At 60.2% G+C, this 25,214-nt stretch carries 25 protein-coding genes; 14 read left to right on the top strand and 11 right to left on the bottom strand.

Annotated elements, in window-relative coordinates:
* Nucleotides 1-21: 21 nt before the first annotated feature.
* The 4 genes from ACA071_RS27500 to ACA071_RS27485 all read left to right on the top strand — a co-directional run bounded on the left by ACA071_RS27500 (nt 22) and on the right by ACA071_RS27485 (nt 3,675).
* Nucleotides 22-804 (top strand): DUF2076 domain-containing protein, encoded by a 783-nt coding sequence (locus ACA071_RS27500; RefSeq protein ID WP_497641944.1) that lies wholly within the window; start codon nt 22-24, stop codon nt 802-804.
* Between the two features lie 136 nt (nt 805-940).
* Nucleotides 941-1,420 carry a LabA-like NYN domain-containing protein gene (locus ACA071_RS27495; protein ID WP_054616703.1) on the top strand — a complete coding sequence of 160 codons (480 nt, stop codon included), beginning with the start codon at nt 941-943 and terminating at the stop codon, nt 1,418-1,420.
* 22 nt (nt 1,421-1,442) lie between these two features.
* Nucleotides 1,443-2,054 carry a 3'-5' exonuclease gene (locus tag ACA071_RS27490; protein WP_497641943.1) on the top strand — a complete coding sequence of 204 codons (612 nt, stop codon included), beginning with the start codon at nt 1,443-1,445 and terminating at the stop codon, nt 2,052-2,054.
* A gap of 1,117 nt (nt 2,055-3,171) precedes the next feature.
* Complete coding sequence (locus ACA071_RS27485; protein ID WP_497641942.1) at nt 3,172-3,675, top strand: BRO-N domain-containing protein; 504 nt, start codon at nt 3,172-3,174, stop codon at nt 3,673-3,675.
* Between the two features lie 124 nt (nt 3,676-3,799).
* On the opposite strand, the gene ACA071_RS27480 is transcribed toward ACA071_RS27485, so the two are convergent.
* Nucleotides 3,800-4,252, bottom strand: a complete 453-nt coding sequence (locus ACA071_RS27480; protein WP_497641941.1) for an Lrp/AsnC family transcriptional regulator — start codon at nt 4,250-4,252, stop codon at nt 3,800-3,802.
* A 165-nt stretch (nt 4,253-4,417) separates the two neighbouring features.
* Between ACA071_RS27480 and yedA the strand changes: the two genes are divergently transcribed.
* Together yedA and rhlE1 are read left to right on the top strand one after the other, a co-directional pair.
* A complete protein-coding gene (gene yedA / locus ACA071_RS27475) occupies nt 4,418-5,344 on the top strand; it encodes a drug/metabolite exporter YedA (protein ID WP_497641940.1) in 927 nt (308 codons plus the stop codon).
* A gap of 65 nt (nt 5,345-5,409) precedes the next feature.
* Nucleotides 5,410-6,744, top strand: a complete 1,335-nt coding sequence (gene rhlE1 / locus ACA071_RS27470; protein ID WP_497641939.1) for an RNA helicase RhlE1 — start codon at nt 5,410-5,412, stop codon at nt 6,742-6,744.
* A gap of 130 nt (nt 6,745-6,874) precedes the next feature.
* Here rhlE1 and ACA071_RS27465 read toward each other — a convergent pair whose 3' ends face one another.
* Nucleotides 6,875-8,116, bottom strand: coding sequence for a TIGR03862 family flavoprotein (locus ACA071_RS27465; protein ID WP_497641938.1), 1,242 nt, complete (start codon nt 8,114-8,116; stop codon nt 6,875-6,877).
* 187 nt (nt 8,117-8,303) lie between these two features.
* On the bottom strand, nt 8,304-9,224 hold the full coding sequence (locus ACA071_RS27460) for a histone deacetylase family protein (RefSeq protein ID WP_497641937.1): 921 nt from the start codon (nt 9,222-9,224) through the stop codon (nt 8,304-8,306).
* Nucleotides 9,225-9,311: 87 nt separating this feature from the next.
* On the opposite strand from ACA071_RS27460, the gene ACA071_RS27455 reads away from it, so the two are divergent.
* The 3 genes from ACA071_RS27455 (at nt 9,312) to ACA071_RS27445 (ending at nt 11,447) form a co-directional block, all read left to right on the top strand.
* Nucleotides 9,312-9,881, top strand: a complete 570-nt coding sequence (locus ACA071_RS27455; protein ID WP_123404763.1) for a GNAT family N-acetyltransferase — start codon at nt 9,312-9,314, stop codon at nt 9,879-9,881.
* 106 nt (nt 9,882-9,987) lie between these two features.
* On the top strand, nt 9,988-10,857 hold the full coding sequence (tesB, locus tag ACA071_RS27450; protein WP_497641936.1) for an acyl-CoA thioesterase II: 870 nt from the start codon (nt 9,988-9,990) through the stop codon (nt 10,855-10,857).
* Complete coding sequence (locus tag ACA071_RS27445) at nt 10,854-11,447, top strand: HAD family hydrolase (protein WP_169372955.1); 594 nt, start codon at nt 10,854-10,856, stop codon at nt 11,445-11,447. The genes tesB and ACA071_RS27445 overlap by 4 nt, the downstream gene beginning before the upstream one ends.
* A 94-nt stretch (nt 11,448-11,541) precedes the next feature.
* On the opposite strand, the gene ACA071_RS27440 is transcribed toward ACA071_RS27445, so the two are convergent.
* Both ACA071_RS27440 and ypfJ read right to left on the bottom strand, forming a co-directional pair.
* On the bottom strand, nt 11,542-12,498 hold the full coding sequence (locus tag ACA071_RS27440; protein WP_497641935.1) for an alpha/beta fold hydrolase: 957 nt from the start codon (nt 12,496-12,498) through the stop codon (nt 11,542-11,544).
* A complete protein-coding gene (gene ypfJ, locus ACA071_RS27435; protein ID WP_497641934.1) occupies nt 12,499-13,392 on the bottom strand; it encodes a KPN_02809 family neutral zinc metallopeptidase in 894 nt (297 codons plus the stop codon). It abuts the gene before it with no gap.
* Nucleotides 13,393-13,666: 274 nt separating this feature from the next.
* Between ypfJ and ACA071_RS27430 the strand changes: the two genes are divergently transcribed.
* On the top strand, nt 13,667-14,545 hold the full coding sequence (locus ACA071_RS27430; protein WP_497641933.1) for a DMT family transporter: 879 nt from the start codon (nt 13,667-13,669) through the stop codon (nt 14,543-14,545).
* A gap of 38 nt (nt 14,546-14,583) precedes the next feature.
* On the opposite strand, the gene ACA071_RS27425 is transcribed toward ACA071_RS27430, so the two are convergent.
* A complete protein-coding gene (locus ACA071_RS27425; protein WP_497641932.1) occupies nt 14,584-15,900 on the bottom strand; it encodes an MFS transporter in 1,317 nt (438 codons plus the stop codon).
* A 378-nt stretch (nt 15,901-16,278) separates the two neighbouring features.
* Between ACA071_RS27425 and quiC the strand changes: the two genes are divergently transcribed.
* Both quiC and ACA071_RS27415 read left to right on the top strand, forming a co-directional pair.
* The gene (quiC, locus tag ACA071_RS27420) at nt 16,279-18,180 is read left to right on the top strand and encodes a 3-dehydroshikimate dehydratase QuiC (protein ID WP_497641931.1); all 1,902 of its coding nucleotides are present in this window, start codon (nt 16,279-16,281) and stop codon (nt 18,178-18,180) included.
* 102 nt (nt 18,181-18,282) lie between these two features.
* Nucleotides 18,283-18,960 carry a TetR/AcrR family transcriptional regulator gene (locus ACA071_RS27415; protein WP_497641930.1) on the top strand — a complete coding sequence of 226 codons (678 nt, stop codon included), beginning with the start codon at nt 18,283-18,285 and terminating at the stop codon, nt 18,958-18,960.
* A 55-nt stretch (nt 18,961-19,015) separates the two neighbouring features.
* Here the strand turns inward: ACA071_RS27415 and ACA071_RS27410 are convergent, their stop codons facing one another.
* From ACA071_RS27410 to ACA071_RS27390, 5 genes are all read right to left on the bottom strand, one after another.
* Nucleotides 19,016-19,870 carry a shikimate dehydrogenase gene (locus ACA071_RS27410; RefSeq protein WP_497641929.1) on the bottom strand — a complete coding sequence of 285 codons (855 nt, stop codon included), beginning with the start codon at nt 19,868-19,870 and terminating at the stop codon, nt 19,016-19,018.
* A 5-nt stretch (nt 19,871-19,875) separates the two neighbouring features.
* A complete protein-coding gene (aroQ, locus tag ACA071_RS27405; RefSeq protein WP_497268510.1) occupies nt 19,876-20,316 on the bottom strand; it encodes a type II 3-dehydroquinate dehydratase in 441 nt (146 codons plus the stop codon).
* Nucleotides 20,317-20,454: 138 nt separating this feature from the next.
* Nucleotides 20,455-21,366: a LysR family transcriptional regulator gene (locus ACA071_RS27400; RefSeq protein WP_169372965.1), complete on the bottom strand. Its 912-nt coding sequence runs from the start codon at nt 21,364-21,366 to the stop codon at nt 20,455-20,457.
* A 148-nt stretch (nt 21,367-21,514) separates the two neighbouring features.
* Complete coding sequence (gene trmA / locus ACA071_RS27395) at nt 21,515-22,594, bottom strand: tRNA (uridine(54)-C5)-methyltransferase TrmA (protein WP_497641928.1); 1,080 nt, start codon at nt 22,592-22,594, stop codon at nt 21,515-21,517.
* Nucleotides 22,591-23,886 (bottom strand): NCS2 family permease, encoded by a 1,296-nt coding sequence (locus ACA071_RS27390; RefSeq protein WP_497641927.1) that lies wholly within the window; start codon nt 23,884-23,886, stop codon nt 22,591-22,593. Before ACA071_RS27390 ends, trmA begins: the two co-directional genes overlap by 4 nt.
* Before the next feature lie 259 nt (nt 23,887-24,145).
* On the opposite strand from ACA071_RS27390, the gene ACA071_RS27385 reads away from it, so the two are divergent.
* Both ACA071_RS27385 and ACA071_RS27380 read left to right on the top strand, forming a co-directional pair.
* Nucleotides 24,146-24,550, top strand: coding sequence for a DUF4879 domain-containing protein (locus ACA071_RS27385; protein WP_497645397.1), 405 nt, complete (start codon nt 24,146-24,148; stop codon nt 24,548-24,550).
* A gap of 66 nt (nt 24,551-24,616) precedes the next feature.
* A complete protein-coding gene (locus tag ACA071_RS27380) occupies nt 24,617-25,168 on the top strand; it encodes a DJ-1 family glyoxalase III (protein ID WP_497641926.1) in 552 nt (183 codons plus the stop codon).
* Nucleotides 25,169-25,214: the final 46 nt, after the last annotated feature.

The raw sequence follows: 25,214 nt of genomic DNA, 5'->3' as shown, positions 1-25,214 counted from the left end.
CCGGCAATCTACGAGGTCGCCATGAACAGCGAAGAACAAACCCTGATCGATGGACTGTTTTCCCGGCTGCAACAGGCCGAAACGGACTCAGCCCCGCGCGACGCCCAGGCCGAGACGCGGATCAAGGAGCACCTGACTCGCCAGCCCGCCGCGGGTTATTTCATGACCCAGGCGATTCTGGTGCAAGAGGCTGCGATCAAAAGCCTCGATGAACAGAACAAGCAACAGGCCCAGCAAATCCAGCAATTGCAGGCTGAATTGCAACAGGCCAAAGTTTCGACGCCGGCCCCGAGCAGCGGTGGTTTCCTGTCGAGCATCTTCGGCGGCGGTTCCCGCGATCAGCAGCCTGCGCCGACGCAAAGCGCGCCGCCATCGACCGGTGGCTGGCGTGAACCGGCACGGCCATCGTTCAACTCGCAACCGCCACAGCAGAACTTCGGTGCACCGCAACAGCCGCAACAGAACTACGGCGCTCCGCAGCAAAACTATGCGCCGCAACAGCAGGCGCCGGTCGGCAGCGGCTTCCTCGGCGGTGCGCTGAAAACCGCGGCCGGCGTGGCCGGTGGCGTGATGCTGGCGCAAGGCATCAGCAGCCTGTTCCACAGTAATCAGCAACCGCAGGAAGTCGTCGAAGTCATCAAGGAAGAGCCGGCCCAGGTCAACGACCAAAGCAGCAACGACTGGGGCAACGACCAGCGTACGGCTGGCAACGACTCCAACGACCAGGGCAATTTCACCGACGCCGATTACAGCGATGACAGCTCATCGTTCTTTGGCGGCGATGACGACGATTCCTTCGTCTGACCCACCACTCGTCCGGGGCGTGCAAATGCCCCGGGCCGATTATTCGCGGAACAATCCTTCAGGCTGGCATACTGGGCGACTTTTCGGGCCTAGTGCCGGATTCAAGCCTGCGCCTGTGCGCCATGAGGGAGATGCGATGAAGAAAATCGCAGTGTTCGCCGACGTCCAAAACCTCTATTACACCGTGCGTCAGGCCTATGGTTGCCACTTCAACTATGCCGCGCTGTGGGCTGACATCAGCAAACAGGGCGAGATCGTCGAGGCCTATGCCTACGCCATCGATCGTGGCGACAGCAAACAACAGCAGTTCCAGCAGATCCTGCGCAACCTCGGTTTCGTCGTGAAGCTCAAGCCCTACATCCAGCGCAGCGACGGCTCGGCCAAGGGCGACTGGGACGTGGGCATCACCCTCGACATCATGGACGCCGCCGATCACGTCGACGAAGTGGTGCTGGCCTCCGGCGACGGTGATTTCGACATGCTGCTGGAGCGCATCATCAGCAAACATGGCGTGCAAGCCGTGGCTTACGGCGTACCGGGCCTGACCGCCAACTCGCTGATCCGCGCCGCCAGCCGCTACGTGCCGATCGAAGGCGCACTGCTGCTCAAGAATTGATTTTTACGGAGTTGAAACAGGTTTGGAACGCATAGCAGTCATCGACTTTGAAACCACCGGGATCTCCCCGAGCAGCAGCTGCCGGGCCACGGAAATTGCCGTGGTGATCCTTGAACAGGGGCGCATCGTCGAGCGTTACCAAAGCCTGATGAACGCCGGCGTACGCGTACCAGCCTTCATCGAACAACTGACCGGCATCAGCAACGCCATGCTGCGCACCGCGCCCTCGGCCGAGCAGGTGATGAACGAAGTCAATGAATTCGTCGGTATTACACCGTTGCTGGCGCATAACGCGGCGTTCGACCAGAAGTTCTGGGATTTTGAACTGGGGCGGATCAAACGTACGCGGTTGCAGAACTTTGCCTGCTCGCTGCTGCTGGCTCGGCGCCTGATGCCGGCTGCGCCGAATCACAAGCTTGGTACGCTCACCACGTTTGCCTGCCTGCCCAACACCGGCAAGGCTCACCGGGCGATGGCGGATGCCGAGATGGCCGCCAACCTGACGACGCACCTTGCTGAAGAGCTGCGGCAAAAGCATGGGTTGCGCGAGTTGTCGCATGATCTGCTGATCAGCCTGCAGAAAGTGCCGGCGGCGAAGATCAACGAACACCTCAAGCGCCACCGCGGCTTCTGACTGACACCCCCTAATGATCGTTCCCACGCTCCGCGTGGGAATGCCTCACCGGACGCTCTGCGTCCGCTCTTGGGACGCGGAGCGTCCCTGGCTGCATTCCCACGCAGAGCGTGGGAACGATCTACAACCTCAAGCGCCATCGTGGGTTCTTACTGACACCCCACAAATCCCCCTGTAATGATCGTTCCCACGCTCCGCGTGGGAATGCCTCACCGGACGCTCTGCTTCCGCTCTTGGGACGCGGAGCGTCCCTGGCTGCATTCCCACGCAGAGCGTGGGAACGATCTACAACCTCAAGCGCCATCACGGGTTCTTACTGACACCCCAAAATCCCCCTGTAATGATCGTTCCCACGCTCCGCGTGGGAATGCCTCACCGGACGCTCTGCGTCCGCTCTTGGGACGCGGAGCGTCCCCGGCTGCATTCCCACGCGGAGCGTGGGAACGATCTAAAACCTCAAGCGCCATCACGGGTTCTTACTGACACCCCACAAATCCCCCTGTAATGATCGTTCCCACGCTCCGCGTGGGAATGCCTCACCGGACGCTCTGCGTCCGCTCTTGGGACGCGGAGCGTCCCCGGCTGCATTCCCACGCGGAGCGTGGGAACGATCTAAAACCTCAAGCGCCATCACGGGTTCTTACTGACACCCCACAAATCCCCCTGTAATGATCGTTCCCACGCTCCGCGTGGGAATGCCTCACCGGACGCTCTGCGTCCGCTCTTGGGACGCGGAGCGTCCCCGGCTGCATTCCCACGCGGAGCGTGGGAACGATCTAATTGGTGTGTTTAACGACGCCTCCGATTCGATGATCGGTCCTACCGAATTTTAGGGAATGTCTGTCTTGCCCCTCATCCGGGGCATCGATAACCTTTTGAGCGTCGCTGCCAATGTAGCGATCGGGTCTGCAAGCCCGCCAATAGTTTGTTAGGCGCATACAGGCGCCCCTATAATCGCGTCGCTTTATTTGGCGACCATCGATTTATGGTGGCTGTGTGCGGGAGACCTTCGGGTCTACCGAGGTCCTAACAACTCGGTCTTGCAGGCCTGCACACAGCCGCCACCCATCATCTGCAAGTGATGCCGGTAGCTCCAACTCTTGTTAGGGAAATCGACATGGTCAAAATTACACCTAATCCCCCTGAACACTCTGCTCACTTCGCCCCCCAAACCTTCATCCGCCATCACATCCAATTGCGAGCCTTTTTGCTGCACGCAGAAGCCTGGTTCTGCGCCCGAGATATCGGCCGGCTTATGGGTGTGGACATCAACGGCAGACACGCCCTCAAGCTCGACGCCGACCAGCGCCGGATGATGTGTTTATCGGGAAGCGACGAGCCCCAGGAAACATTGATGCTGAGCGAGTCCGGCGTGTACGCGATGTTGGTCTATCACTACTGCCCGGAGAACCGGAATTTGCGGCGTTGGCTGACCCATCATGTGGTGCCGATGTTGCGTGACGGCGCTGGAGTCGGCTCGAATCAAGCGCCAAGTTTGCGTTTGATGGAATGGGCGGGTGGAACGTTGAGCCTGCTGCACTGGCGGACAGAACCTTGGGTTCGTCTGAAAGATATGCCGTGTTTGCTGGGCGCCGGATATAGCGGCGTTCGCGGATTCTGACGACACCGCTGAACCCCTGTAGGAGCTGTCGAGTGAAACGAGGCTGCGATCTTTTGATCTTGTTTTTAAAGAGCAAAATCAAAAGATCGCAGCCTCGTTTCACTCGACAGCTCCTACGGGATCGCTATTTACCATTCCCTTCCAACTGCCCCAACGGCACCCGTTTCTCTATCGCACTCGACAACACAATCGACGTCTTGCTAAACCCAAACTTGGCCACGCGATTAATCAACTCTTCCAATTCCGGCATCGACCCCACTGCCGCTTGCATGATCACGCACGGATCACCCGTCACCCGATGGCATTCGGTCAGTTGCGGGATTTTGATCAGGTCGTCGTAGGCCTTCTGATTACCGTGCTGGTTAAGACGCAGTTCGATGACGCACTGGATCGGCAGGCCGATTTTCGACATATCGACTTTCGCCTGGTAACCGGTGATAACCCCGGACGCTTCTAGTTTGGCCACGCGCTCGGCCACGGCCGGGGCGGAGAGGTTCACTTTGCGCGCCAGTTCGGCGTAGGACGCGCGACCGTTTTCCAACAGGGCGCTGAGGAGCATGCGGTCGTACTTGTCCATCGTCGGTATTCCTGAAAATGACATGACTTTCGAAAACACGGTTTATCGCGCAGATCTCCGTGCTTTGAAAAGTGTACGGGTGCGATAAACAGGTTTTGTAACTTATTTTTACTGCCTGGCCTTTCTAGAATATCCAATCTCCTTGTCCTGCCTTCGAGCTGCCCAATGCCTGGCTTACGTCGCTTTCCCTTACCGTTGATCGCCGCTTTTTTCGCGTTGTACGTGATTTGGGGCTCGACCTATCTGGTCATTCGCATCGGCGTGCAGTACTGGCCGCCGTTGATGCTCGGCGGCATTCGCTTTGTGATTGCCGGGACGCTGATGTATGCGTTCCTGCGCTGGCGCGGGGCGCCGGCGCCGACCTGGGCGCAGTGGAAAGCGGCGGGGATCATCGGCATTTTGCTGCTCAGTTTCGGTAACGGCGCGGTGAGCGTGGCCGAGCACACGGGCGTGGCCTCCGGTGTTGCGGCGCTGGCGGTGGCGACGGTGCCGCTGTTTACCTTGCTCTGCGGCTATTTCTGGGGCGCGCGTAATACTCGTCTCGAATGGGCCGGGATTGTGCTCGGACTGATCGGCATCGCCATGCTTAACCTGGGCTCCAACCTGCAATCGAGTCCGCTGGGTGCGGCGTTGCTGGTGTTCGCCGCCGCGTCCTGGGCTTTCGGTTCGGTGTGGAGCAAACACTTGCCGCTGCCTCAAGGCGCGATGGCCAGTGCCGTGGAAATGCTCGTGGGCGGCGTTGTGTTGCTGATCGGCAGCGCGGTCAGCGGCGAGCATCTGGATAGCATTCCGCCGATGGAAGGTTGGGCCGCGTTGGCCTATTTGATCGGCTTCGGTTCGATCATTGCCTTCAACGCCTACATGTACCTGCTGAAAAACGTACGTCCGGCGGCGGCCACCAGTTATGCCTACGTCAACCCGGCGGTGGCGGTGTTGTTGGGGATTGTGTTTGTCGGCGAGACCATCGGCATCGAGGAGGCGATTGCGATGGCGGTGATCATCAGCGCCGTGGTCTTGATCGGTTTGCCACAGTGGAGACGGGCTCCGGTGCGACCTGCGGCGGTGGCGCCGACAGAATCGAGTGTGAATTAGGGTAAACTGCGCGCCATTGCACACTCGTTTTGCACAACCGCGCTGAATTTTCCTACGGTAATCCCATGACTTTCGCCTCCCTTGGCCTGATCGAACCCTTGCTGCGCTCTCTCGAGACGCTCGGCTACCAGACTCCTACGCCGGTTCAGGCGCAAGCCATTCCGGCGGTGCTGGCCGGTCGTGACCTGATGGCTGCGGCCCAGACCGGCACCGGCAAGACTGCCGGTTTCGCGCTGCCACTGCTGCAGTTGCTGGCCATGGAAGGGCCGAAAGTCGCGTCCAACTCGGTACGCGCGCTGATTCTGGTGCCGACCCGCGAACTGGCCGAACAGGTTCACGAAGCCGTGCGTCAGTACGCCGAGAACCTGCCGTTGAGCACGTACGCGGTGTACGGCGGCGTCAGCATCAACCCGCAGATGATGAAGCTGCGCAAAGGCGTCGACGTGCTGGTGGCGACCCCGGGTCGTTTGCTCGACCTGTATCGTCAGAAAGCCCTCAAGTTCAATCAGCTGCAAACCCTGATCCTCGACGAAGCCGATCGCATGCTCGATCTGGGCTTCTCCGAAGAGCTGGGCAACATTTACCGCGTGTTGCCGAAGCAACGTCAGACGCTGTTGTTCTCCGCGACTTTCTCCGACGCGATCCGCTTGCTGGCCGGGCAAATGCTCAACGACCCGCTGAGCATCGAAGTCAGCCCGCGCAACGTCGCCGCCAACACCGTCAAGCAATGGGTTGTGGTGGTGGACAAGAAGCGCAAGCCGGAACTGTTCATTCATTTGCTGCGCAAGGGCAAGTGGAAACAAGTGCTGGTGTTCGCCAAGACCCGCAATGGCGTGGACGCGCTGGTGGAAAAACTCCAGGGCCTGGGCATTAACGCCGACGGCATCCACGGCGACAAACCCCAGGCGACCCGTCAGCGGGCGCTGGATCGTTTCAAGGCCAGTGAAGTGCAGATTCTGGTCGCCACTGACGTCGCTGCCCGTGGTCTGGATATCGAAGATCTGCCGCTGGTGGTCAACTTCGACCTGCCGATCGTGGCCGAGGACTACATCCACCGCATCGGGCGTACCGGTCGTGCGGGTGCCACCGGTGAGGCGATTTCCCTGGTGTGCGCTGATGAAGTGAATCCGCTGTCAGCCATCGAGACGTTGACCCGTCAGACACTGACCCGCCAGACCGAGCAGGATTTCGAGCCTGAGCATCGAGTGCCGGATACCGATTCCACTGGCCAGGTCGTCAAGAAGCCGAAAAAACCGAAGAAGCCAAAGACCTCCGGTGGCGGCAAGCGCAACCTGGGCAAGTGGGTTGAGAGCGGGGATGCTTCGGCGGTGGAACCTTCGATCAAGCCTGTAAGAAAAGTGCCGGTGTTTAACACTGGGCCGCGTAAGAAAAAGCCTTGATCCTATAGTGATGTTGATCGTTCCCACGCTCTGCGTGGGAATGCCTCAATGGACGCTCTGCGTCCGCGGTTGGTGGGACGCGGAGCGTCCCGGGCTGCATTCCCACGCGGAGCGTGGGAACGATCAGTCATCAAACGCCTCGCCGTAACCACTCCACCATTCCCAACCCCGCCGCCCGCCCACTGGCGAAACACCCCGTCAGCAAATAGCCTCCCGTCGGCGCTTCCCAATCCAGCATTTCCCCCGCGCAAAACACCCCAGGCAGTTGCTTGAGCATCAAGCGCTCATCCATCGACTCGAACTTCACACCGCCGGCACTGCTGATGGCTTCGTCCAGTGGCCGGGTTTTTACCAGCGTCAGCGGCAATGCCTTGATCGCTTTGGCCAGCAATGCCGGCTCGGCAAAACACTCGGCGCCTGCCAGTTCGCGCAGCAATGCGGCTTTAACGCCATCGATCCCGAGCTGGCTGTGCAGGTGTTTGGACATGGAGCGCGAACCGCGCGGTTTGTTCAGCGCCGCCTGCACTTTATCCACAGGCCGGCCCGGCAAGAGGTCGATATGAATAGTCGCCGAGCCGTGCAGGTTGATGGCCTCGCGGATCGGCGCCGACAACGCGTAGATCAAACTGCCTTCAATCCCCGTGGCGGTAATCACACACTCGCCGAGGCGCGGGACGTCATCATTCAACCCGATTGCGATATTTTTCAGCGGTGCACCGGCGAATTTGCTGACCATCAATTCGCTCCATGCCTGCACCTCGAAGCCGCAATTACTCGGCTGCAAAGGCGCCAGTCCTACACCGCGTTGTTCCAGCGGCAACATCCAGGCGCCGTCCGAACCCAGTCGCGACCAACTGCCGCCGCCGAGGGCGAGCAGGGTGGCGTCGGGTTTAACGGTGATTTCGCCTTCGGGACTATTGATCCGCAAATCACCGTGTTCATCCCAACCGAGCCAGCGATGGCGGGTGTGGATAACTACCCCGGCGTCGCGCAAGCGTTTGAGCCAGGCGCGGAGTAGGGGCGCGGCTTTCATGTCTGTAGGAAAAACCCGGCCGGAGCTGCCGACAAAGGTTTCGATGCCCAGCTCATGAATCCACTGGCACAACGCATCGGCACCGAATGACCGCAGCAGCGGTGCCATCTGTGGCGCCCGTTCGGCGTAGCGCGAGAGGAAGGCCGGGTAGGCTTCGGAGTGGGTGATGTTCATGCCGCCGACGCCGGCCAGCAGGAATTTTCGCCCCACCGAAGGCATGCCGTCATACAGATCGACTTTGATCCCAGACTGGCTCAACACTTCGGCGGCCATCAGGCCTGCGGGGCCACCACCGATGATGGCGACGCGAGGGGGGAGGGCTGGGGCGGATGGGGTCATGGCGAGAGCTGCGGCGTGGCGGAATAAGCCGCGCATTCTATCAGCACCTATCAACGGGGGAGTGCTGGTAAAGGCTGGTCAAAAAACAACCAGTCCTTTGTAAGCTATGGGGGATAGGGCCTGTAGGCCCTTTCACTCAGGTTATCCACAGGCAGTTCCACAGGCATTGTGGGTAAAGATTCACAGATCAATGACAACCTGATGACTGCCAGACCCGTTGCGCGCTGTGATGGAGGATGCCGTGACGGCGGGCCAGGGCCTGGCGGTCCTTGCTGTAGCCGCCGCCGATTACCCCGACCACCGGAATGTCGCGGCCCAGGCAATGACGCATCACGCTTTCATCGCGTGCGGCGACGCCTTCGTCTGTCAGCTTCAGGTAACCCAACGCGTCATCCTTATGCACATCGACCCCGGCGTCATACAGCACCAGGTCCGGTTGGTAGAGCGGCAGCAAATAGTTGAGCGCGTCGTCCACCACCTTCAAATAATCGGCATCGCCCATGCCCTTGGGCAGCGGAATGTCCCAGTCGCTTTCGGCCTTGCGTGCAGGAAAATTCTTTTCGCAATGCAGGGAAACAGTCACCGCGTCCGGGGTGTTGTGCAGAATCCGTGCAGTCCCGTCGCCTTGATGCACATCGCAATCGAAGATCAACACCCGATTCACACGACCGCTTTCCAACAGGTAATGGCTGATCACCGCCAGGTCATTGAAAATGCAGAACCCGGCGGGGTAGTCGTAGTGGGCGTGATGGGTGCCACCCGCCAAGTGACAGGCCAGCCCATGTTCCAAGGCTTGCTCGGCCGCCAGTAACGAGCCGCCGACTGCCCGCACCGTGCGCCGGGCCAGGGCTTCGTTCCATGGCAAGCCGAGGCGCCGCTGGTCTTCGCGGGACAACTCGCCACTCATATAACGTTCGATATACGCAGGGTCATGTGCGAGGGCGAGAATCTCCGACGGGCAGAGTTCCGGGCGCAGCAGATCGGCGTCCCGGACCAGGCCACTGTCCACCAGGTGATCGCGCAGCAGGCGGAATTTGTCCATGGGAAAGCGGTGATCCGCCGGGAACTCGGGGCTGTAGTCTTCGTGGTAGATCAGCGGCAGGGGCATTGTCAGAATTATCAACGACGACGGGTAGGAATGAGTGAACGATCCTACCAGCGATGTAGACTCAAAGGATGGAAACGGAGGGGCACGATGGAGCCGATACTGGAACTCGAAAGCGCGCGGCTGCTATTGCGGCAGTGGAGCGATGAGGATTTGCCGGAATTTGCGGCGATGTGTGCCGATCCACAAGTGATGCGTTATTTCCCGGCAGCGTTGAGCCGACTGGAATGTGCTTCGCTGATCGGGCGGATTCGCGGGCATTTTGCCGAGCACGGTTTCGGCTTCTGGGCGCTGGAGCGCAAGGACACCGGCCAATTCATCGGTTTTACCGGGTTGGCGGTGGTCAACTTCGACGCGCCTTTCGTCCCGGCCACCGAGATCGGCTGGCGCCTGGCCCGCGAACACTGGGGCCTGGGTTATGCCAGTGAAGCGGCGTGGACCGCTCTGCGCTGCGGCTTTGACCGGTTGGCTTTGAAAGAGGTCGTGGCCTTCACCACGCAAACCAATCTGCCGTCGGAGAAAGTCATGCAGGCGATCGGCATGCACCATGATTCAGCCGACGACTTTGACCACCCGAAGCTCGCGGCCGATCATCCGCTGCGTCACCATGTGCTGTACCGCATCACCCGTGAACAATGGCTGCAAACCTTGCATGGATAAGCAGGCACGGACGTTTACAATGGCCCCCATGTTGGCTTGGGCCATTAACTGAATCGACCGCCGCAGCCACGACTGCGCGGCATTGCTTTGTGTGAGGAGAGCCTGAATGAGCCAAGTGTTGGAAGATCTGGTAGACCTGCTGACCCTGGAACCGATTGAAGAAAACCTGTTTCGCGGTCGCAGCCAGGACCTGGGTTTCCGTCAGTTGTTCGGCGGCCAGGTGCTCGGCCAGTCCCTGTCGGCGGCCAGTCAGACCGTTGAAGAGACGCGGCATGTGCATTCGATGCACGGCTATTTCCTGCGTCCGGGTGACGCCAAGTTGCCGGTGGTGTATCAGGTGGATCGGGTGCGCGATGGCGGCAGTTTCAGCACCCGCCGGGTGACGGCGATCCAGAAAGGCAATCCGATTTTCACCTGCAGCGCCTCCTTCCAGTACGACGAAGAAGGCTTCCAGCACCAGACCGAAATGCCGCAAGTGGTCGGCCCGGAAAACCTGCCTTCGGAACTGGAACTCGCCCAGCAACGCGCACATTTGATTCCGGAACACATGCGCGAGAAATTGCTCTGCCCGAAACCGATCGAATTCCGCCCGGTGACCGAGACAGATCCCTATAACCCGCAAGCGACTGACCCGATCAAGTACGTGTGGTTTCGGGCCGACGGTGCCTTGGCCGATTCGCCAGCGCTGCACAAATACCTGCTGGCCTACGCCTCGGATTTCGGGTTGCTGACCACTTCGCTGCTGCCCCACGGTAAATCGGTGTGGCAGAAAGACATGCAGGTCGCCAGCCTCGACCACGCGTTGTGGTTCCATTCGGACCTGCGCGCCGATGATTGGTTGCTCTACGCGATGGACAGCCCATGGGCTGGCAACTCGCGCGGGTTCTCCCGTGGCAGCGTGTTCAACCGCGCCGGGCAACTGGTGGCGTCGGTCACCCAGGAAGGCCTGATTCGCCATCGCAAGGATTGGGCATGAGCCTGGCCGAGGTGCGGCACTGGGTGTTCGACATGGACGGCACCCTGACGGTGGCGGTGCATGACTTCGCGGCGATCCGCGTGGCGCTGGCGATCCCGGCCGAAGACGACATCCTGACCCACCTCGCTGCATTGCCAGCCGATGAAGCGGCGGCCAAACATGCGTGGTTGCTGGAGCATGAGCGAGACCTGGCGTTGGGCTCGAAGCCGGCACCGGGCGCGGTGGAACTGGTGCGTGAACTGGCCGGGCGCGGTTATCGCCTCGGCATCCTCACCCGCAATGCGCGGGAACTGGCGCATGTGACGCTGGAGGCGATCGGCCTGGCTGACTGCTTCGCGGTGGAAGATGTTTTGGGCCGTGACGAAGCGCCGCCCAAGCCGCATCCCGGTGGTTTGCTGAAATTGGCTGAGGCCTGGAACGTGCCGGCGAGCGAGTTGGTGATGGTCGGTGATTACCGCTTTGATCTGGATTGCGGTCGAGCGGCGGGGGCGCGGACGGTGCTGGTGAATTTGCCGGAGAATCCGTGGCCGGAGTTGGCGGATTGGCATGCGGCGGATTGTGTTGAGTTGCGGCAGATGTTGTTGGCTTGATTCTTTAAGATCAAAAGATCGCAGCCATCGGCAGCGCCTACAGGTGTACAAGATCCCACTGTAGGCGCTGCCGAAGGCTGCGATCTTTTTGCTTTTATTGAAACAAAACCTTCTGCCCTTCCGGCGATGTAAACATCCCATCCCCGTTATGCCCGACCCCAGGCACTTCGACCAAACGCTGATTCACCCCGCGCGGGTTACGACGCAGCAAATAATCAAAATAGTTATGCCCACGAACCAGGCGATAAGCCCCTTGGGCCTCGGCTTCGCAGCCCTTGTCGAGCGCCGGATGCTGCGGGTCAGTGTCCTGCTGGCCCAGCAGATACGTCACGTCGCGCTTGATGTAATTGCCTTCAATCTGCGAGGCCGTTTGCCCACCGGCATAGATGGGCATGTCCGTCAGACCATATTTCCAGCGGTTAAAACCGGAGCACCGCGCGTGATCGAAAGCCACCGGCCGCTGTTCATTGAAGTAGGCGTAGGAGGACGGGTTGGCCACCACATAACGGATTTTCACCCCGGCGGCCGTGAGCGCCGGTTGATCGTGCGCCAGCAGTGCGTAGCGCTGAACCACCTGGCCGCCACCGGAGTGACCGGCAATGACGATTTGCTTCACGTCCGGAAATTGTCGGCGGTCGGCGAGTCGCTCGATGATCTGGTCGAGGGCCGCGAAGGAACTCAGCGCAAACGGCGCGGTGGATAAACCACCGGCCATCCAGTCATTGCCCTTCCAGCGCAACACCGTGTCCGCCACGGGCTGGCGCACCACGTCGGTTTCATTGAGGAACTGCGGGGCGATCACCAAGGTGTTCGCACTCTGCCCAGCCTGTTCGGCGGCTTGCTCGGCGCTGCGACGGTAGGTTTCGGCGTTACGCAATCGACCATGGATGACGATCAGCACCCGTTCGATTTTGGCCGGCGCCGGGCCGAGGCCCACCGCCATCTCACCTTCATTCAACAGCAGGCGCCCGGGGCTGATCTCTTTCACCCCGTGCTCGTCAGCCTGGGCAGTTGCGCAGGCGATCAACAGAACCAACAGCCATCTATGCATTTACAGATTTTTCGCCGCAAAGGTATCGCACTGGCCGACCTGGCCCTGGGCAAAACCGGTTTTAAACCAGCGCACCCTTTGCGCTGACGTTCCATGGGTGAAGGAGTCCGGCACGACCCGGCCCTGGCCTTGCTGCTGCAAGCGATCGTCGCCAATGGCGTTGGCGGCGTTCAAGGCTTCCTCGATGTCACCGGGTTCCAGCCAGTTCAAACGCTTCTGCGCGTTGTTGGCCCAGACTCCGGCAAGGCAATCGGCTTGAAGTTCCTGACGCACCAGTAAACCACCATCGCCTTCCATCTGCCGGCCTTGCTGGCGAGCGGTCTGAATTTTCGCGGAAACGCCGAGCAACGTCTGAACATGGTGTCCGACTTCGTGAGCGATCACGTAGGCCTGGGCGAAGTCGCCCGCTGCGGAAAAGCGTTGCGACATTTCCTGGAAGAACGCCATGTCCAGGTAAACCTTCTGGTCGGCCGGGCAGTAAAACGGTCCGGTCGCCGAGGTGGCGAGGCCGCACGCCGAGTTCACGCGATTGCTGAACAGCACCAGGGTCGGGTTGCGGTATTGCTTGCCGGCCTGCTGGAAAATCTGGCCCCAGGTGTCTTCGGTATCGCCGAGGATCGAGCGCACGAATTCGGCGCCTTCATCATTGGCCGGTGGCGCCTTGCGGGTTTGCGTTGTGGCCGGTGCAGATTGCTCGGTCATTTGCCCGGTCAGTTGCCCAAGGATTTGCATCGGATCCTGGCCGGTGATCCAGCCGATCCCGACGATCAACAGGATCGCCGTGAGGCTCAGGCCCTTGCCGCCACCGAAACGCATCCCGCCGCCGCCACCGCCGACATCATCACCCCGGGCATCGACTACGTTGTCGCTGCGTCGGCCTTTTTTCCATAGCATGTGGGATTCCTCTTTCTTTACTGGGTGAAGACGCGTGGTGATGAGTGTTGCTGCTGGGTAGGCGTGGCGCCAGTCCGGTCGTCCATATTTCGACGTGACCGAGAAATCGTCAGCGTTGTATTGAGCGTGAATTGCCCGGCAAATTCCGTCAGTCGCCGGCTATTTGTGCCTGGGACGGAAGGCTGGGCGTTGTTCGCACACTTTTTTCGTTCGCCTGTGTAAGAATTCGGAACCAGGTTCTAAATTGGTGGAATTAAAATTCCAAAGGATTTCCATGACCATCAGCACCCCACTCTCCGGTGTAAACAAACCCTTCAAAGGGATTTTGCTGATCGTCGCCGCGACATTCCTGTTCTCCAGCCATGACGCAATATCGAAATACCTCTCCGGTTTCTACCCGATCGTCATGGTGGTGTGGGCCCGCTACCTGGTACACACCTTGTTGATGGCTGGGATTTTTCTGCCGCAATCCGGGTTGCGTGTCCTACGCACCAAGCGACCATTGCTGCAGTTGGCGCGGGCATTGTGCCTACTGGGCACCAGTCTGTTTTTCACCACCGGTTTGTTGTACATCCCCTTGGCCGAAGCCACGGCGGTCAACTTTCTTGCGCCGGTGCTGGTGACCGCGTTGTCAGTGCCGCTACTGAAGGAACACGTCACCCGTGGCCAATGGATCGCGGTGATTTGCGGCTTTGTTGGCGTGCTGATCATCGTCCACCCCGGTGGCGAGCTGTTCACCCCGGCGGTGTTGCTGCCGTTCTGCTCGGCGATGTTTTTCTGCTTCTATCAATTGCTCACCCGCAAGCTCAGCCAGATTGACAGCCCGACCACCAGCAACTTCTTCGCCGGTCTGTGCAACACCCTGGTGATGAGCGCGTTGGTGCCGTTCTTCTGGCAGGTGCCGAGCTTTGGTCATGGGGTGTTGATGCTGGCGCTGGGGAGTTGCGGGATGACGGCGCACTTGTTTCTGACTCAGGCATTTCGTTACGCCGCCCCGGCGTTGCTGGCGCCGTTTGGTTATTGTCAGATTGTGTTTGCCGGTCTGCTCGGTTGGCTGCTGTTTTCCCACACGCCGACCCTGACCACAGTGGTCGGGATCGCGGTGATTTGTTGCAGCGGGTTGGCGGCCGCGTGGCAGCAGAGCCGTCAATAGAGGCAGGCCTGGAGTCAGGCCCGCCGGGGTAGGGCGTTTCAGTCAGTGAGGGTAGGAATCTTGCGCGGTGCCATGAAGTACATCCAGATCAGCGCAATGAAGTACATCGCCGGGATCATGGTGAACAGCACGGTGTAGTTGTTATTGGTCACCGTCAGAATGTGCCCGACCAACTGCGTCATGAACATCCCGCCGATGGCCGCACACATCCCGCCAAAACCAAACACTGTGCTCATCATGTGTTTAGGCGTGTAGTCCATCACCAGGCTCCAGATGTTTGCAGTCCACGCCTGGTGCGCACCGATCGCCAGGGAGATGGCGAACACCGCGACCCACAGGTTGCTGGACCCTGCGGCCATGATCACGCCGATGATGCAGCAGGCGAACAGGAACATCGACATCAGTCGCGCCTTGATCGGGTTGATCCCGCGGCCGATCAGGAACGAGGACAGAATCCCGCCGCCGACACTGCCGAAGTCCGCCGTCAGGTAGATGATGATCAGCGGGATGCCCATCTGGGTCACGTTGATGCCCAGGTTGTATTGCTGATTGAGGAACGGTGGCAGCCAGTAAAGGTAGAACCAGAACACTGGCGCGGTCATTGAGTAGGCGAGGGCGAAGGCCCAGGTGCCACGCATGCGCAGGATTTTCGAGAACGGCACGCGGGATTGTTCCGGTTCGACTTCCTCCTGGATGTAGTCCAGTTCCGACTGTTTGACGCTCGGATGATCTTCCGGATTGAAGTACTTCAAACCCCAGAACACCAACCAGATCCCGCCCAGTGCCGACATGCACAGGAAGGCCGCCTGCCAGCCCCACGCATGGAGGATCAGCGGCAACAGCATTGGCGTGAACATCGCGCCGACGTTGGTCCCGGCGTTGAAAATGCCGGTGGCCACAGCACGCTCGCCGGCCGGGAACCACAACCGGGTGGTTTTCACACACGCCGGGTAGTTCGCAGCTTCGGTCAAACCGAGAATAAACCTACAGACCATGAAGCCTGCGGCCGACGTGGCCAGGCCATGGGCGCCGGTAGCCAGGCTCCAGAGCAGCACCGCGCAGAAGAACACACGCTTGACGCCGACCCGGTCGATCAACCGGCCTTGCAGCACGAAGCCGATGGCGTAGCCGACCTGGAACCAGAAGTTGATGTTGGCGTAGTCCATCGCCGTCCAGCTCATTTCCTTGGCCAGGATCGGCTGCATGACGCCCAGTGCGGCGCGGTCGATGTAATTCAGGGTGGTGGCGAAAAACACCAGCGCCAGCATGCCCCAGCGGGTTTTGCCAACCGCCATGGCGCCGCGGATCTTGTCGGCGATGCCACCGCTGGCAGGAGTCATGGAGGGACGCTCCATGGGAGAGCTTTGAGAAGGAGTCATGTAGGCCACCGATTATTTTTATGTGGTGTTCTGGATCTTGGGTAACCGAGCCGAGGGGTTTATGCCGGGACTCAATGTGCAGTGGATGTTGGGCAGCGGACAAAAAATCGTCAATTCGCCAAGGGCCATTGTGTTCGATAATCGCACATAAAACTAACTGGCTAGTACACTTTGAATTGCTGTGCGGGATCTTGAAGCCAATAATTTACCCCAAGAAAAACGCAATCCCCGTAGGCGCTGTCGAGTGAAACGAGGCTGCGATCTTTTGATCTTAAGAACCAACATCAAAAGATCGCAGCCTCGTTTCACTCGACAGCGCCTACAGAGGGAACGCCCACCACCGGGAGTCGACCCATGCAGCGTTCCATTGCCACTGTTTCCTTGAGCGGTACCCTGCCGGAAAAACTTGAAGCCATCGCCGCCGCCGGGTTTGACGGGGTGGAGATTTTCGAAAATGACCTGCTTTACTACGACGGCAGTCCCCGCGAAATTAAACAGATGTGCGCCGATCTCGGAATCGCCATCACGCTGTTTCAACCCTTCCGCGATTTCGAAGGCTGCCGCCGCGATCGTCTGCCGCGCAACCTGGAACGGGCCGAGCGCAAGTTCGATTTGATGCAGGAACTGGGCACCGATTTGGTGCTGGTGTGCAGCAACGCTGCGGCCGACTCGATCGGTGATGAGCAAATCCTGATCGATGACTTGCGCCTGCTGGCCGAACGGGCCGGCGCCCGTAGCTTGCGAATCGGTTACGAAGCGTTGGCCTGGGGCCGTCACGTCAACACTTATCAACAGGTGTGGAACATCGTCCGCCAAGCCGATCACCCGAGCCTCGGCGTGTTGCTGGACAGCTTCCACACGCTGTCGCTCAAGGGCGACCCAAGCGCTATCGCCGAGATTCCCGGCGACAAAATCTTCTTCGTGCAAATGGCCGATGCGCCGATCCTGGCCATGGATGTGCTGGAGTGGAGTCGACATTTCCGCTGCTTCCCCGGTCAGGGGGAATTCGATCTGGCGGGGTTCCTCGCTCCGATTATCAAGAGCGGCTACACCGGGCCGTTGTCACTGGAAATCTTCAACGACGGCTTCCGCGCCGCGCCGCCACGAGCCAACGCCGCTGACGGTTTGCGCTCGTTGCTGTATCTGGAAGAGAAAACTCGCCAGCGCCTGGCGCAGGAAACCAGGCCTGTCGCCAATGTCGACATCCTCTTTGAAACCCCTAAGGCCAGCGAGTACAACGGCATTGAGTTTCTCGAGTTCGCGGTGGATGAAAGCCTCGGCGCCAAGCTTTCGCACTGGCTCGAGCGATTGGGTTTCGTCAAGGCCGGGCAACATCGCTCCAAGAGTGTCAGCCTGATGCGCCAGGGCGATATCAACCTGATCCTCAACTCCGAACCGTACTCCTTCGCCCACAGCTTTTTCGAGGCCCATGGCCCTTCGCTGTGCGCCACCGCCGTGCGGGTCAAGGACAGCACCAGTGCCCTGGCGCGTGCCGTGGCCTACAAGGGCCAGCCTTATCGCGGGTTAGTCGGCCCCAACGAACTGGAACTCGCCGCTGTGCGAGCGCCGGACGGCAGTCTGATTTATCTGGTAGATCAGGACGCCGATGTCTACGGCACCGATTTCAATTTGCAACCGGCCGCCACCACCAGCGGCGGCCTCAAGCGCATCGACCACATGGCCATGGCGTTGCCGGCGGACAGCCTCGACAGTTGGGTGCTGTTCTATAAAAGCCTGCTGGATTTCGAAGCCGATGACGAAGTGGTGCTGCCCGATCCATACGGTCTGGTGAAGAGCCGGGCATTGCGCAGTCGTGACAGTTCGATCCGCTTGCCGCTGAACATTTCCGAGAACCGCAACACCGCGATCTCACACGCGCTGTCGAGTTATCGCGGCTCTGGCGTCCATCACATCGCCTTCGATTGCGACGACATCTTTGCCGAAGTCAGCCGGGCCAAAGAGGCGGGTGTGCCACTGCTGGATATCCCGCTCAACTACTACGATGACCTCGCCGCGCGTTTTGATTTCGACGACGAGTTCCTCAGTGAACTGGCTTACTTCAACGTGCTCTACGACCGCGATGCTCAGGGTGGCGAGCTGTTTCACGTCTACACCGAGCCGTTCGAAGGGCGGTTCTTCTTTGAGATCATCCAACGCAAGAACGGTTACGCCGGTTACGGCGCGGCCAACGTCGCGGTGCGCCTGGCGGCCATGGCCAAGTCCCGAAGTGGTGCCGTACGTCAGGCAAAGTTGTAGGAAAATCGTAAACATGGGGTTAAACCGCGGCCGCGCGGCTTCCTTCACTGTGCGGCGCGGCCCATAATCGCCAGCCTGTGCAGTGATGGCCGTGAGCCCGCAATGACAATAATCTCAGAACGCCCCATCGCCTCCGGCGAGCCGCTTGTCGAGCCTCGCAAGAGTCGCAAGAACAACCCGGAAAAGACCCGCGAGAACATCCTTCAAGAAGCGATTGTCGAGTTCGTCCAGCAAGGGCTTTCCGGCGCTCGCGTCGATGCGATCGCCGAGCGTATCCACACCTCCAAGCGCATGATCTATTACTACTTCGGCAGTAAGGAACAGCTGTACGTCGAGGTGCTGGAGAAACTCTACGGCGATATCCGCAGCACGGAAAACCGTCTGCACCTGGCCGAACTGGCGCCGGTGGAAGCGATTCGGCGGCTGGTGGAATTCACCTTTGATCACCATGACCGCAACGTCGATTTCGTGCGGATCGTCAGCATTGAGAACATCCACAACGCCGAGTATGTGAAGCGCTCCGATGCGATCAGGGCGATGAACAACACCATCCTCGATTCGCTGGGCGAGATCCTGCGTCGCGGCGTTGAAGAGGGTGTATTCCGGGCGGGGCTTCAACCGCTTGACGTGCACTTGCTGATCAGTTCGTTCTGCTTCTATCGCGTGTCGAACCGCCATACGCTGGGTGAGATTTTTCAGGTCGACTTGCCGGATGAAGGCATCAAGCAGCGTCATCGGGCGATGATTTGCGAGTCGGTTTTGCGGTACTTGCAGGCCTGACCTGTGGTGAGGGAGCTTGCTCCCGCTGGGCTGCGAAGCAGCCCCCTCCGACCGTTCAACCATTCATGCTCTGAAAATGCGCCAGCATCCGCTGCGCATCCGGCACCACCCCACTAAACAACTCAAATGCCTTCACCGCCTGGAACACCGCCATGGTGCCGCCATCCAGCGTCCGGCATCCCAAGGCGCGGGCGTTGCGCAGCAGTTCGGTCTCCAGCGGGAAATACACAATCTCCGCCACCCACAATTCAACCCTCAGTAACGTCACCGGCACCGGCGTGCCCGGCAGCTTCTTCATGCCCATCGGCGTGGTGTTCACCAGACCGTCGGCCGCCGCCAGCGTGCTCGCCAGATCATGGCCAGCCACCGCCCGACCCGCACCAAAATGCTGATTGAGATTGTTCGCCAGCGCCTGTGCCCGGCCCTCATCCACGTCGAAAATGCTGAGTTGCTGGACGCCTTCGCTCAATAACGCGTGGGCCACTGCGGCACCCGCGCCACCGGCGCCCATTTGGACGACACGCTTACGGGCAACGTCCTGCAAGCCCCGACGAAAACCTTCGGCAAAACCCAGGCAGTCGGTGTTGTGGCCGATGCGTTTTCCATTCTTGAGCACCACCGTGTTGACTGCGCCAATGCCGCGAGCCTCCGGGGACAATTCGTCGAGCAGCGGGATGATTGCCTGCTTGCACGGAAAGGTGATGTTCAGCCCGGTGAAGTTCATGCGTTCGGCGGCCATCAGCAGATCGGGCAGGGCGTTGAGGTCGAGCTGCAACAGGTCGAGGTCGATCAAGCGATAGAGATAACGCAGCCCCTGGGTATCGCCTTCATGCTCGTGCAGCGCCGGCGTGCGGGATGCCTGAATGCCGGCGCCGATCAGCCCGGCCAGTACGACAGTGTTATGTGTCATGGCGCTCATCCCTTCAAGCGTTGGCTGAAATGCTCCAGCGCCAAACGATAGCCGTGGCTACCGAAACCGGCCATCACTGCGGTGGCGATGGCCGAGACAAAGGAGTGGTGGCGGAATGGTTCGCGTGCGTGAACGTTGGACAGGTGAACTTCGATCACCGGCAGTTCACTGGCCACCAAGGCGTCGCGAATCGCCACCGAGGTGTGGGTCCAGGCCGCCGGGTTGATGACGATCCCGGCGCAACGCCCGCGAGCGGCGTGAATCCAGTCGAGCAATTCGCCTTCGTGGTTGGTCTGGCGAAACTCCACGGCCAGGCCGAACTCTTCGGCAGAGCGCCCGCATAACGCAGAAATATCGGCCAGGGTTTCGTGGCCGTAGGTCGCCGGTTCACGGGTGCCGAGCAGGTTCAGGTTCGGGCCGTTGAGCACCAGAACGATAGGGGGCATCGGGGTCTCTCCACTTATTGTTTTTGGCTTTGGCTGTAGGATCCAGCCTGTGGAGATAAATTGTACTAGCTGGTTACTTTGGTCAATTGAAGAGGTGAAGTGGCGGGTTTTTGTGTTCGGTGATCGGACGGTTGTTTCTTAACGAGGCAAATGCTCAACCAGAAAATCAATGAATGCCCTCAACCGCAACGGCACATGCCGACTCTGCGGATAGAGCAGGGTGAAGGGCCGCGAGCGTCCGCCATAGGGCTTGAGCACCTCCACCAGCGAGCCATCGGCCAACTCGTTTTCGACGATGAAGCGATAGGTCTGAAACAATCCGGCGCCATGCTTCGCCAGGGTTACGCCACCCAACACATCGTCGGAACAACTGAGACTGCCCTCGGCGAGAATCTCCTGGGGTACGCCGTTGTCATTGAACAACCAGGCAATTCGCCGACCGCTGCTGGGCAGTTCGTATTGGATGCATTCGTGCTGCTGAAGATCGTCGAGGGTTTGCGGCACGCCGGCGCGCTTCAGGTAATCGGGACTGGCGATCATCACCAGCGCCGCGTCTTCCAGCGGCCGCGCAATCAAACCGGAATCCGGAATCGCCCGAACACGGATCGCCATGTCATAACCTTCGCCGACAAAATCGATGTTGCGATTACTGATGTGCGCCTCGACCTTCACCGCCGGAAAACGCGCGCGAAACTCAGGCAGCAGCGGCAGAATCCGGTGATGGGCGTAGGTCGTAGGAATACTGATGCGCAAGGTGCCGGACGGTTCCTGCTGCTGGCCCATGACCTCCCTTTGCGCTTCCACCAATTGCGCCAACGCCTGACGGCATTCCTCGTAATAACGACGACCACTGTCAGTCAACTTGACGCTGCGGGTGGTACGGGCGAACAGCCGCACGCCCAGGCGTTCCTCCATGCGCGACACCGAACGGCTCACCGCCGCCGGCGTGACTCCGGCCACCAACGCCGCGGCGGTAAAGCTGCCAGCCTCGGCAGCCAGGCAAAACAGTTCGATGCTGCCGAGCTGAAGATCGTCGAAGTGTCGTTGCATGATTGGTTACGCCGGGGATCGAATGAAATGTCCGGTTCTTATGTATCACACCGAACCTGTGGCGAGGGAGCTTGCTCCCACTGGGCAGCGAAGCCGGCCCACAAAAAAGCCGTCATCAAGACGGCTGATTTGTATCTGGCACCTGCAATCAACGCCGGGTCAACAACACCCCGGATTCCATGTGATGGGTCCACGGGAACTGGTCGAACATCGCGCATTGGGTAATGCGGTGGGTGTCGTGCAGTTGGGCGATGTTGGCTGCCAGGGTTTCCGGGTTGCAAGAGATGTAGAGGATGTTGTCGAAACGTCGAGTCAGTTCGCAGGTGTCCGGGTCCATGCCGGCGCGCGGCGGGTCGACGAACACGCTGCCGAACTCGTAGCTCTTGAGGTCGATGCCGTGCAGGCGGCGGAACGGCCGCACTTCGTTCAAGGCTTCGGTCAGTTCTTCGGCGGACAGGCGCACCAGGGTAACGTTGTCCACAGCGTTTTCGCTCAGGTTGCTCAACGCCGCGTTGACCGAGCTCTTGCTGATTTCAGTGGCCAACGCTTTACGCGCGCGGGTGGCGAGGGGCAGGGTGAAGTTGCCGTTGCCGCAATACAGCTCCAGCAAATCGTCGGTGCGATCACCGAGGGCGTCGTAGGCCCAGTTGAGCATCTTCTGGTTCACAGTGCCGTTGGGCTGGGTGAACGCGCCTTCCGGTTGGCGGTAGCTGAAGGTGCGACCGCCGACTTCGAACTGCTCGACCACGTAATCGTGGCCGATGACTTCGCGCTTGCCCTTGGAGCGACCTATGATGCTGACGTTGAGGTCCGCCGCCAGTTTCGACGCGGCGGTGTGCCAGTGCTCGTCCAGCGGGCGGTGATAGCACAGGGTGATCATCGCGTCGCCGGCCAACGTGGTCAGGAACTCCACCTGGAACAGCTTGTGGCTCAGGGCCGCACTGGCTTGCCACGCGGCTTTGAGCTGCGGCATCAATTCATTGATGCGCAGGCTGGCGATCGGGAACGCTTCGATCAGGATCGGCGTGCGTTTGTCTTCCTGGGAAAACATCGCGTAGTGACGCTCGCCGGCTTCGCGCCACAGGCGAAACTCTGCGCGCAGGCGAAAGTTCTTCAGTGGCGAGTCGAACACGGCAGGTTCTGGCGCACCGAACGGGGCCAGCAGGTCACGCAAGCGCGTGACCTTTTCTTCGAGCTGTACGGCGTAGGCCTGGGAATCAAAAGTCATGCGTTGAACCAACCCAACTTGATCACAAACAGAATCGACAGAATCACCAGCGCCGGGTTCAGCTCACGGGCGCGGCCGGACAGCAACTTGATCACGGTCCAGGAAATGAAACCGAAGGCGATGCCGTTGGCGATGGAATATGTGAACGGCATGGCCAGGGCGGTGACCACGACCGGTGCGGCAACGGTGATGTCGTCCCAGTCTATTTCGGCCAGGCCGGATGTCATCAGTACGGCGACGAACAGCAGCGCCGGAGCGGTGGCAAACGGCGGGACGCTGGCGGCCAGTGGCGAGAAGAACAGCGCCAGCAGGAACAGAATCGCCACCACCACGGCGGTCAAACCGGTGCGGCCACCGGCGCTGACGCCGGCTGCGGATTCGATGTAGCTGGTGGTGGTCGAAGTGCCCAACAGCGAACCGGCCATGGCCGCGGTGCTGTCGGCGATCAGTGCACGACCCATTTTCGGCATGTGGCCGTCCTTGCCCATCAGGCCGGCGCGCTTGGCGACGCCGATCAGGGTGCCGGAGTTGTCGAACAGGTCGACGAACAGGAAGGCAAAAATCACGCTGACCAGACCGATGTCCAGTGCGCCCTTGATGTCCAGTTGCAGGAAGGTCGGGGCCAGCGAAGGTGGCATCGACATCACGCCGCCGAACGGGGTGAAGCCCAGCGCGATGGAAGCGATGGTTACCACCAGGATGCCGATCAGTACCGCACCACGAACCTTCAGGGCTTCGAGGGCGACGATCAGGGCAAAGCCCAGGGTCGCGAGAATCGGAGCCGGTTGTTTCAAGTCGCCGATGCCGACCATGGTCGCCGGGTTGCTAACCACGATGCCGGCGTTGTGCAGGGCGATCAGGGCCAGGAACAGACCGATACCGGCGGCAATCGCCGAACGCAGCGGCAACGGGATGCTGTTGATGATCCATTCGCGAATGCGGAAGATCGACAGCAGGAAGAACAGCACCGCCGAGATAAACACCGCACCCAGCGCCACTTGCCAGGTATGGCCCATGTGCAGGACCACGGTATAAGTGAAGAACGCGTTCAGGCCCATGCCCGGCGCGAGCGCGATCGGGTAGTTGGCGATCAGGCCCATCACCGTCGAGCCAATAGCGGCCGCCAGGCAGGTGGCGACAAACACCGCGCCCTTGTCCATGCCGGTCTCGCCGAGAATGCTCGGGTTGACGAACAGAATGTAGGCCATGGCCAGGAAGGTCGTGACGCCCGCCAGAATCTCGGTGCGCACGTTGGTGTTATGTGCCTTGAGTTGAAACAGCCTTTCCAGCATGTCTGCTCCCCGTGGCGCGCAGAGCGCCGTGAATGTATCGACCTCAACAGCAAAGCACAGACTGCCCAAGGCACCTGGAATTTTCTGTGGGTCGGAAAAAGCCGCGCATCATACCAGCCGCGTGGGGGAATGGCTGCGATCGTCGGCGATGTTTTGCCGTTCGCTGAACTGCGCCATACTGCGCGCCTGTTTTGGGGGAGTGGTCATGGTGGGCATCAAGCGCAACATCGTTCGGTCGTTGGGGCTGTTTTTCGCGTTTATGGCCAGCGTGCCCGCCGTTTTGGCGGCGTCGGCACCGCCGTTGACCAACGTTCAGGTACTCAAGGTCCAGTCGGCGGCGTGCGGGATTGAAAATATTTCTGCCGGACAAGAGCGCACGACGTGCGATCACGGCGGAGCGAACATCAAGGTCTACGTGCTGGAAATGGGCTACGGACGCGCACCCCGGGTGGCGCTCGACGGTTTCAACGTCGCCGGGGCGCAGCAAAAGGTCTGCGCCTTCGGTAATGGCAACCCGACCGAATGCACCCGAACCGAGACAAGGATCGTCGGCACGTTGTACATCTATGACCTGGGCGACAAGCAGGAAGGAACGTTCACCTTCAGCAACACCTCGATCAACGCGCCGGGCAACACGATTTCGACGCAGCTTTACATCAAGTAACGGCAGGCGCGAACAGGGGGCACTAAAGCTGTCTACGCTTTAGGGATCATTCCGTGGACCGTGCCCATGACCTTTAGAGCTCTGATTACCCTCGCCGAGGGCATCGATGACCTGCAATGCGTGACCCTGGTCGATGTGCTGCGCCGCGCGCAAGTCGAAGTGGTGGTGGCCAGCATCGAAGGGCGGCGCATGCTCACCTGCGCCCGTGGTACTCGCCTGACCGCCGACGCGATGCTGGTGGATTTGCTGGCCCAACCGTTCGACCTGATTGCCCTGCCCGGCGGTGCCGTTGGCGCGCAACACCTGGCGGCGCATCAACCGCTGGAACAATTGATCAAGGACCAGGCCGCAGCCGGGCGCCTGTTCGCCGGCATCGCCGAAGCACCGGCATTGGCGCTGCAAGCCTTTGGTGTCTTACGTCAGCGCCGCATGACCTGCCTACCTTCCGTCAGTAATCAACTGTCAGGCTGCAACTTCGTCGATCAACCGGTGGTGGTCGATGGCAATTGCATCACTGCCCAAGGCTCGGGCGCCGCGTTGCTGTTTGCGCTGGCGCTGGTGGAACAGCTTTGCGGTAAAGCCATTAGAGCGGCAGTGGCGGGGGAGTTGTTGGTTTAGCGGTAAACCTGTGGCGAGGGAGCTTGCTCCCGCTGGCCTGCGAAGC

Source organism: Pseudomonas sp. LBUM1646 (genome assembly GCF_059716165.1).
Note: the sequence above shows the minus strand (reverse complement) of the source record. Positions and strands in the feature narration are given on the sequence as shown.

Bases quoted from the DNA above. Each gene is read 5' to 3' on its own strand.
- ACA071_RS27385 (WP_497645397.1), top strand. From the start codon at position 24,146: ATGGCCAGCGTGCCCGCCGTTTTGGCGGCGTCGGCACCGCCGTTGACC.
- ACA071_RS27495 (WP_054616703.1), top strand. From the start codon at position 941: ATGAAGAAAATCGCAGTGTTCGCCGACGTCCAAAACCTCTATTACACC.
- ACA071_RS27480 (WP_497641941.1), bottom strand. From the start codon at position 4,252: ATGGACAAGTACGACCGCATGCTCCTCAGCGCCCTGTTGGAAAACGGT.
- yedA (WP_497641940.1), top strand. From the start codon at position 4,418: ATGCCTGGCTTACGTCGCTTTCCCTTACCGTTGATCGCCGCTTTTTTC.
- ACA071_RS27415 (WP_497641930.1), top strand. From the start codon at position 18,283: ATGACAATAATCTCAGAACGCCCCATCGCCTCCGGCGAGCCGCTTGTC.
- quiC (WP_497641931.1), top strand. From the start codon at position 16,279: ATGCAGCGTTCCATTGCCACTGTTTCCTTGAGCGGTACCCTGCCGGAA.
- ACA071_RS27400 (WP_169372965.1), bottom strand. From the start codon at position 21,366: ATGCAACGACACTTCGACGATCTTCAGCTCGGCAGCATCGAACTGTTT.
- ACA071_RS27430 (WP_497641933.1), top strand. From the start codon at position 13,667: ATGACCATCAGCACCCCACTCTCCGGTGTAAACAAACCCTTCAAAGGG.
- ACA071_RS27440 (WP_497641935.1), bottom strand. From the start codon at position 12,498: ATGCATAGATGGCTGTTGGTTCTGTTGATCGCCTGCGCAACTGCCCAG.
- ACA071_RS27390 (WP_497641927.1), bottom strand. From the start codon at position 23,886: ATGCTGGAAAGGCTGTTTCAACTCAAGGCACATAACACCAACGTGCGC.
- ACA071_RS27500 (WP_497641944.1), top strand. From the start codon at position 22: ATGAACAGCGAAGAACAAACCCTGATCGATGGACTGTTTTCCCGGCTG.
- rhlE1 (WP_497641939.1), top strand. From the start codon at position 5,410: ATGACTTTCGCCTCCCTTGGCCTGATCGAACCCTTGCTGCGCTCTCTC.
- ypfJ (WP_497641934.1), bottom strand. From the start codon at position 13,392: ATGCTATGGAAAAAAGGCCGACGCAGCGACAACGTAGTCGATGCCCGG.
- ACA071_RS27455 (WP_123404763.1), top strand. From the start codon at position 9,312: ATGGAGCCGATACTGGAACTCGAAAGCGCGCGGCTGCTATTGCGGCAG.
- tesB (WP_497641936.1), top strand. From the start codon at position 9,988: ATGAGCCAAGTGTTGGAAGATCTGGTAGACCTGCTGACCCTGGAACCG.
- ACA071_RS27485 (WP_497641942.1), top strand. From the start codon at position 3,172: ATGGTCAAAATTACACCTAATCCCCCTGAACACTCTGCTCACTTCGCC.
- ACA071_RS27465 (WP_497641938.1), bottom strand. From the start codon at position 8,116: ATGACCCCATCCGCCCCAGCCCTCCCCCCTCGCGTCGCCATCATCGGT.
- ACA071_RS27460 (WP_497641937.1), bottom strand. From the start codon at position 9,224: ATGCCCCTGCCGCTGATCTACCACGAAGACTACAGCCCCGAGTTCCCG.
- trmA (WP_497641928.1), bottom strand. From the start codon at position 22,594: ATGACTTTTGATTCCCAGGCCTACGCCGTACAGCTCGAAGAAAAGGTC.
- aroQ (WP_497268510.1), bottom strand. From the start codon at position 20,316: ATGCCCCCTATCGTTCTGGTGCTCAACGGCCCGAACCTGAACCTGCTC.
- ACA071_RS27380 (WP_497641926.1), top strand. From the start codon at position 24,617: ATGACCTTTAGAGCTCTGATTACCCTCGCCGAGGGCATCGATGACCTG.
- ACA071_RS27410 (WP_497641929.1), bottom strand. From the start codon at position 19,870: ATGACACATAACACTGTCGTACTGGCCGGGCTGATCGGCGCCGGCATT.
- ACA071_RS27425 (WP_497641932.1), bottom strand. From the start codon at position 15,900: ATGGAGCGTCCCTCCATGACTCCTGCCAGCGGTGGCATCGCCGACAAG.
- ACA071_RS27445 (WP_169372955.1), top strand. From the start codon at position 10,854: ATGAGCCTGGCCGAGGTGCGGCACTGGGTGTTCGACATGGACGGCACC.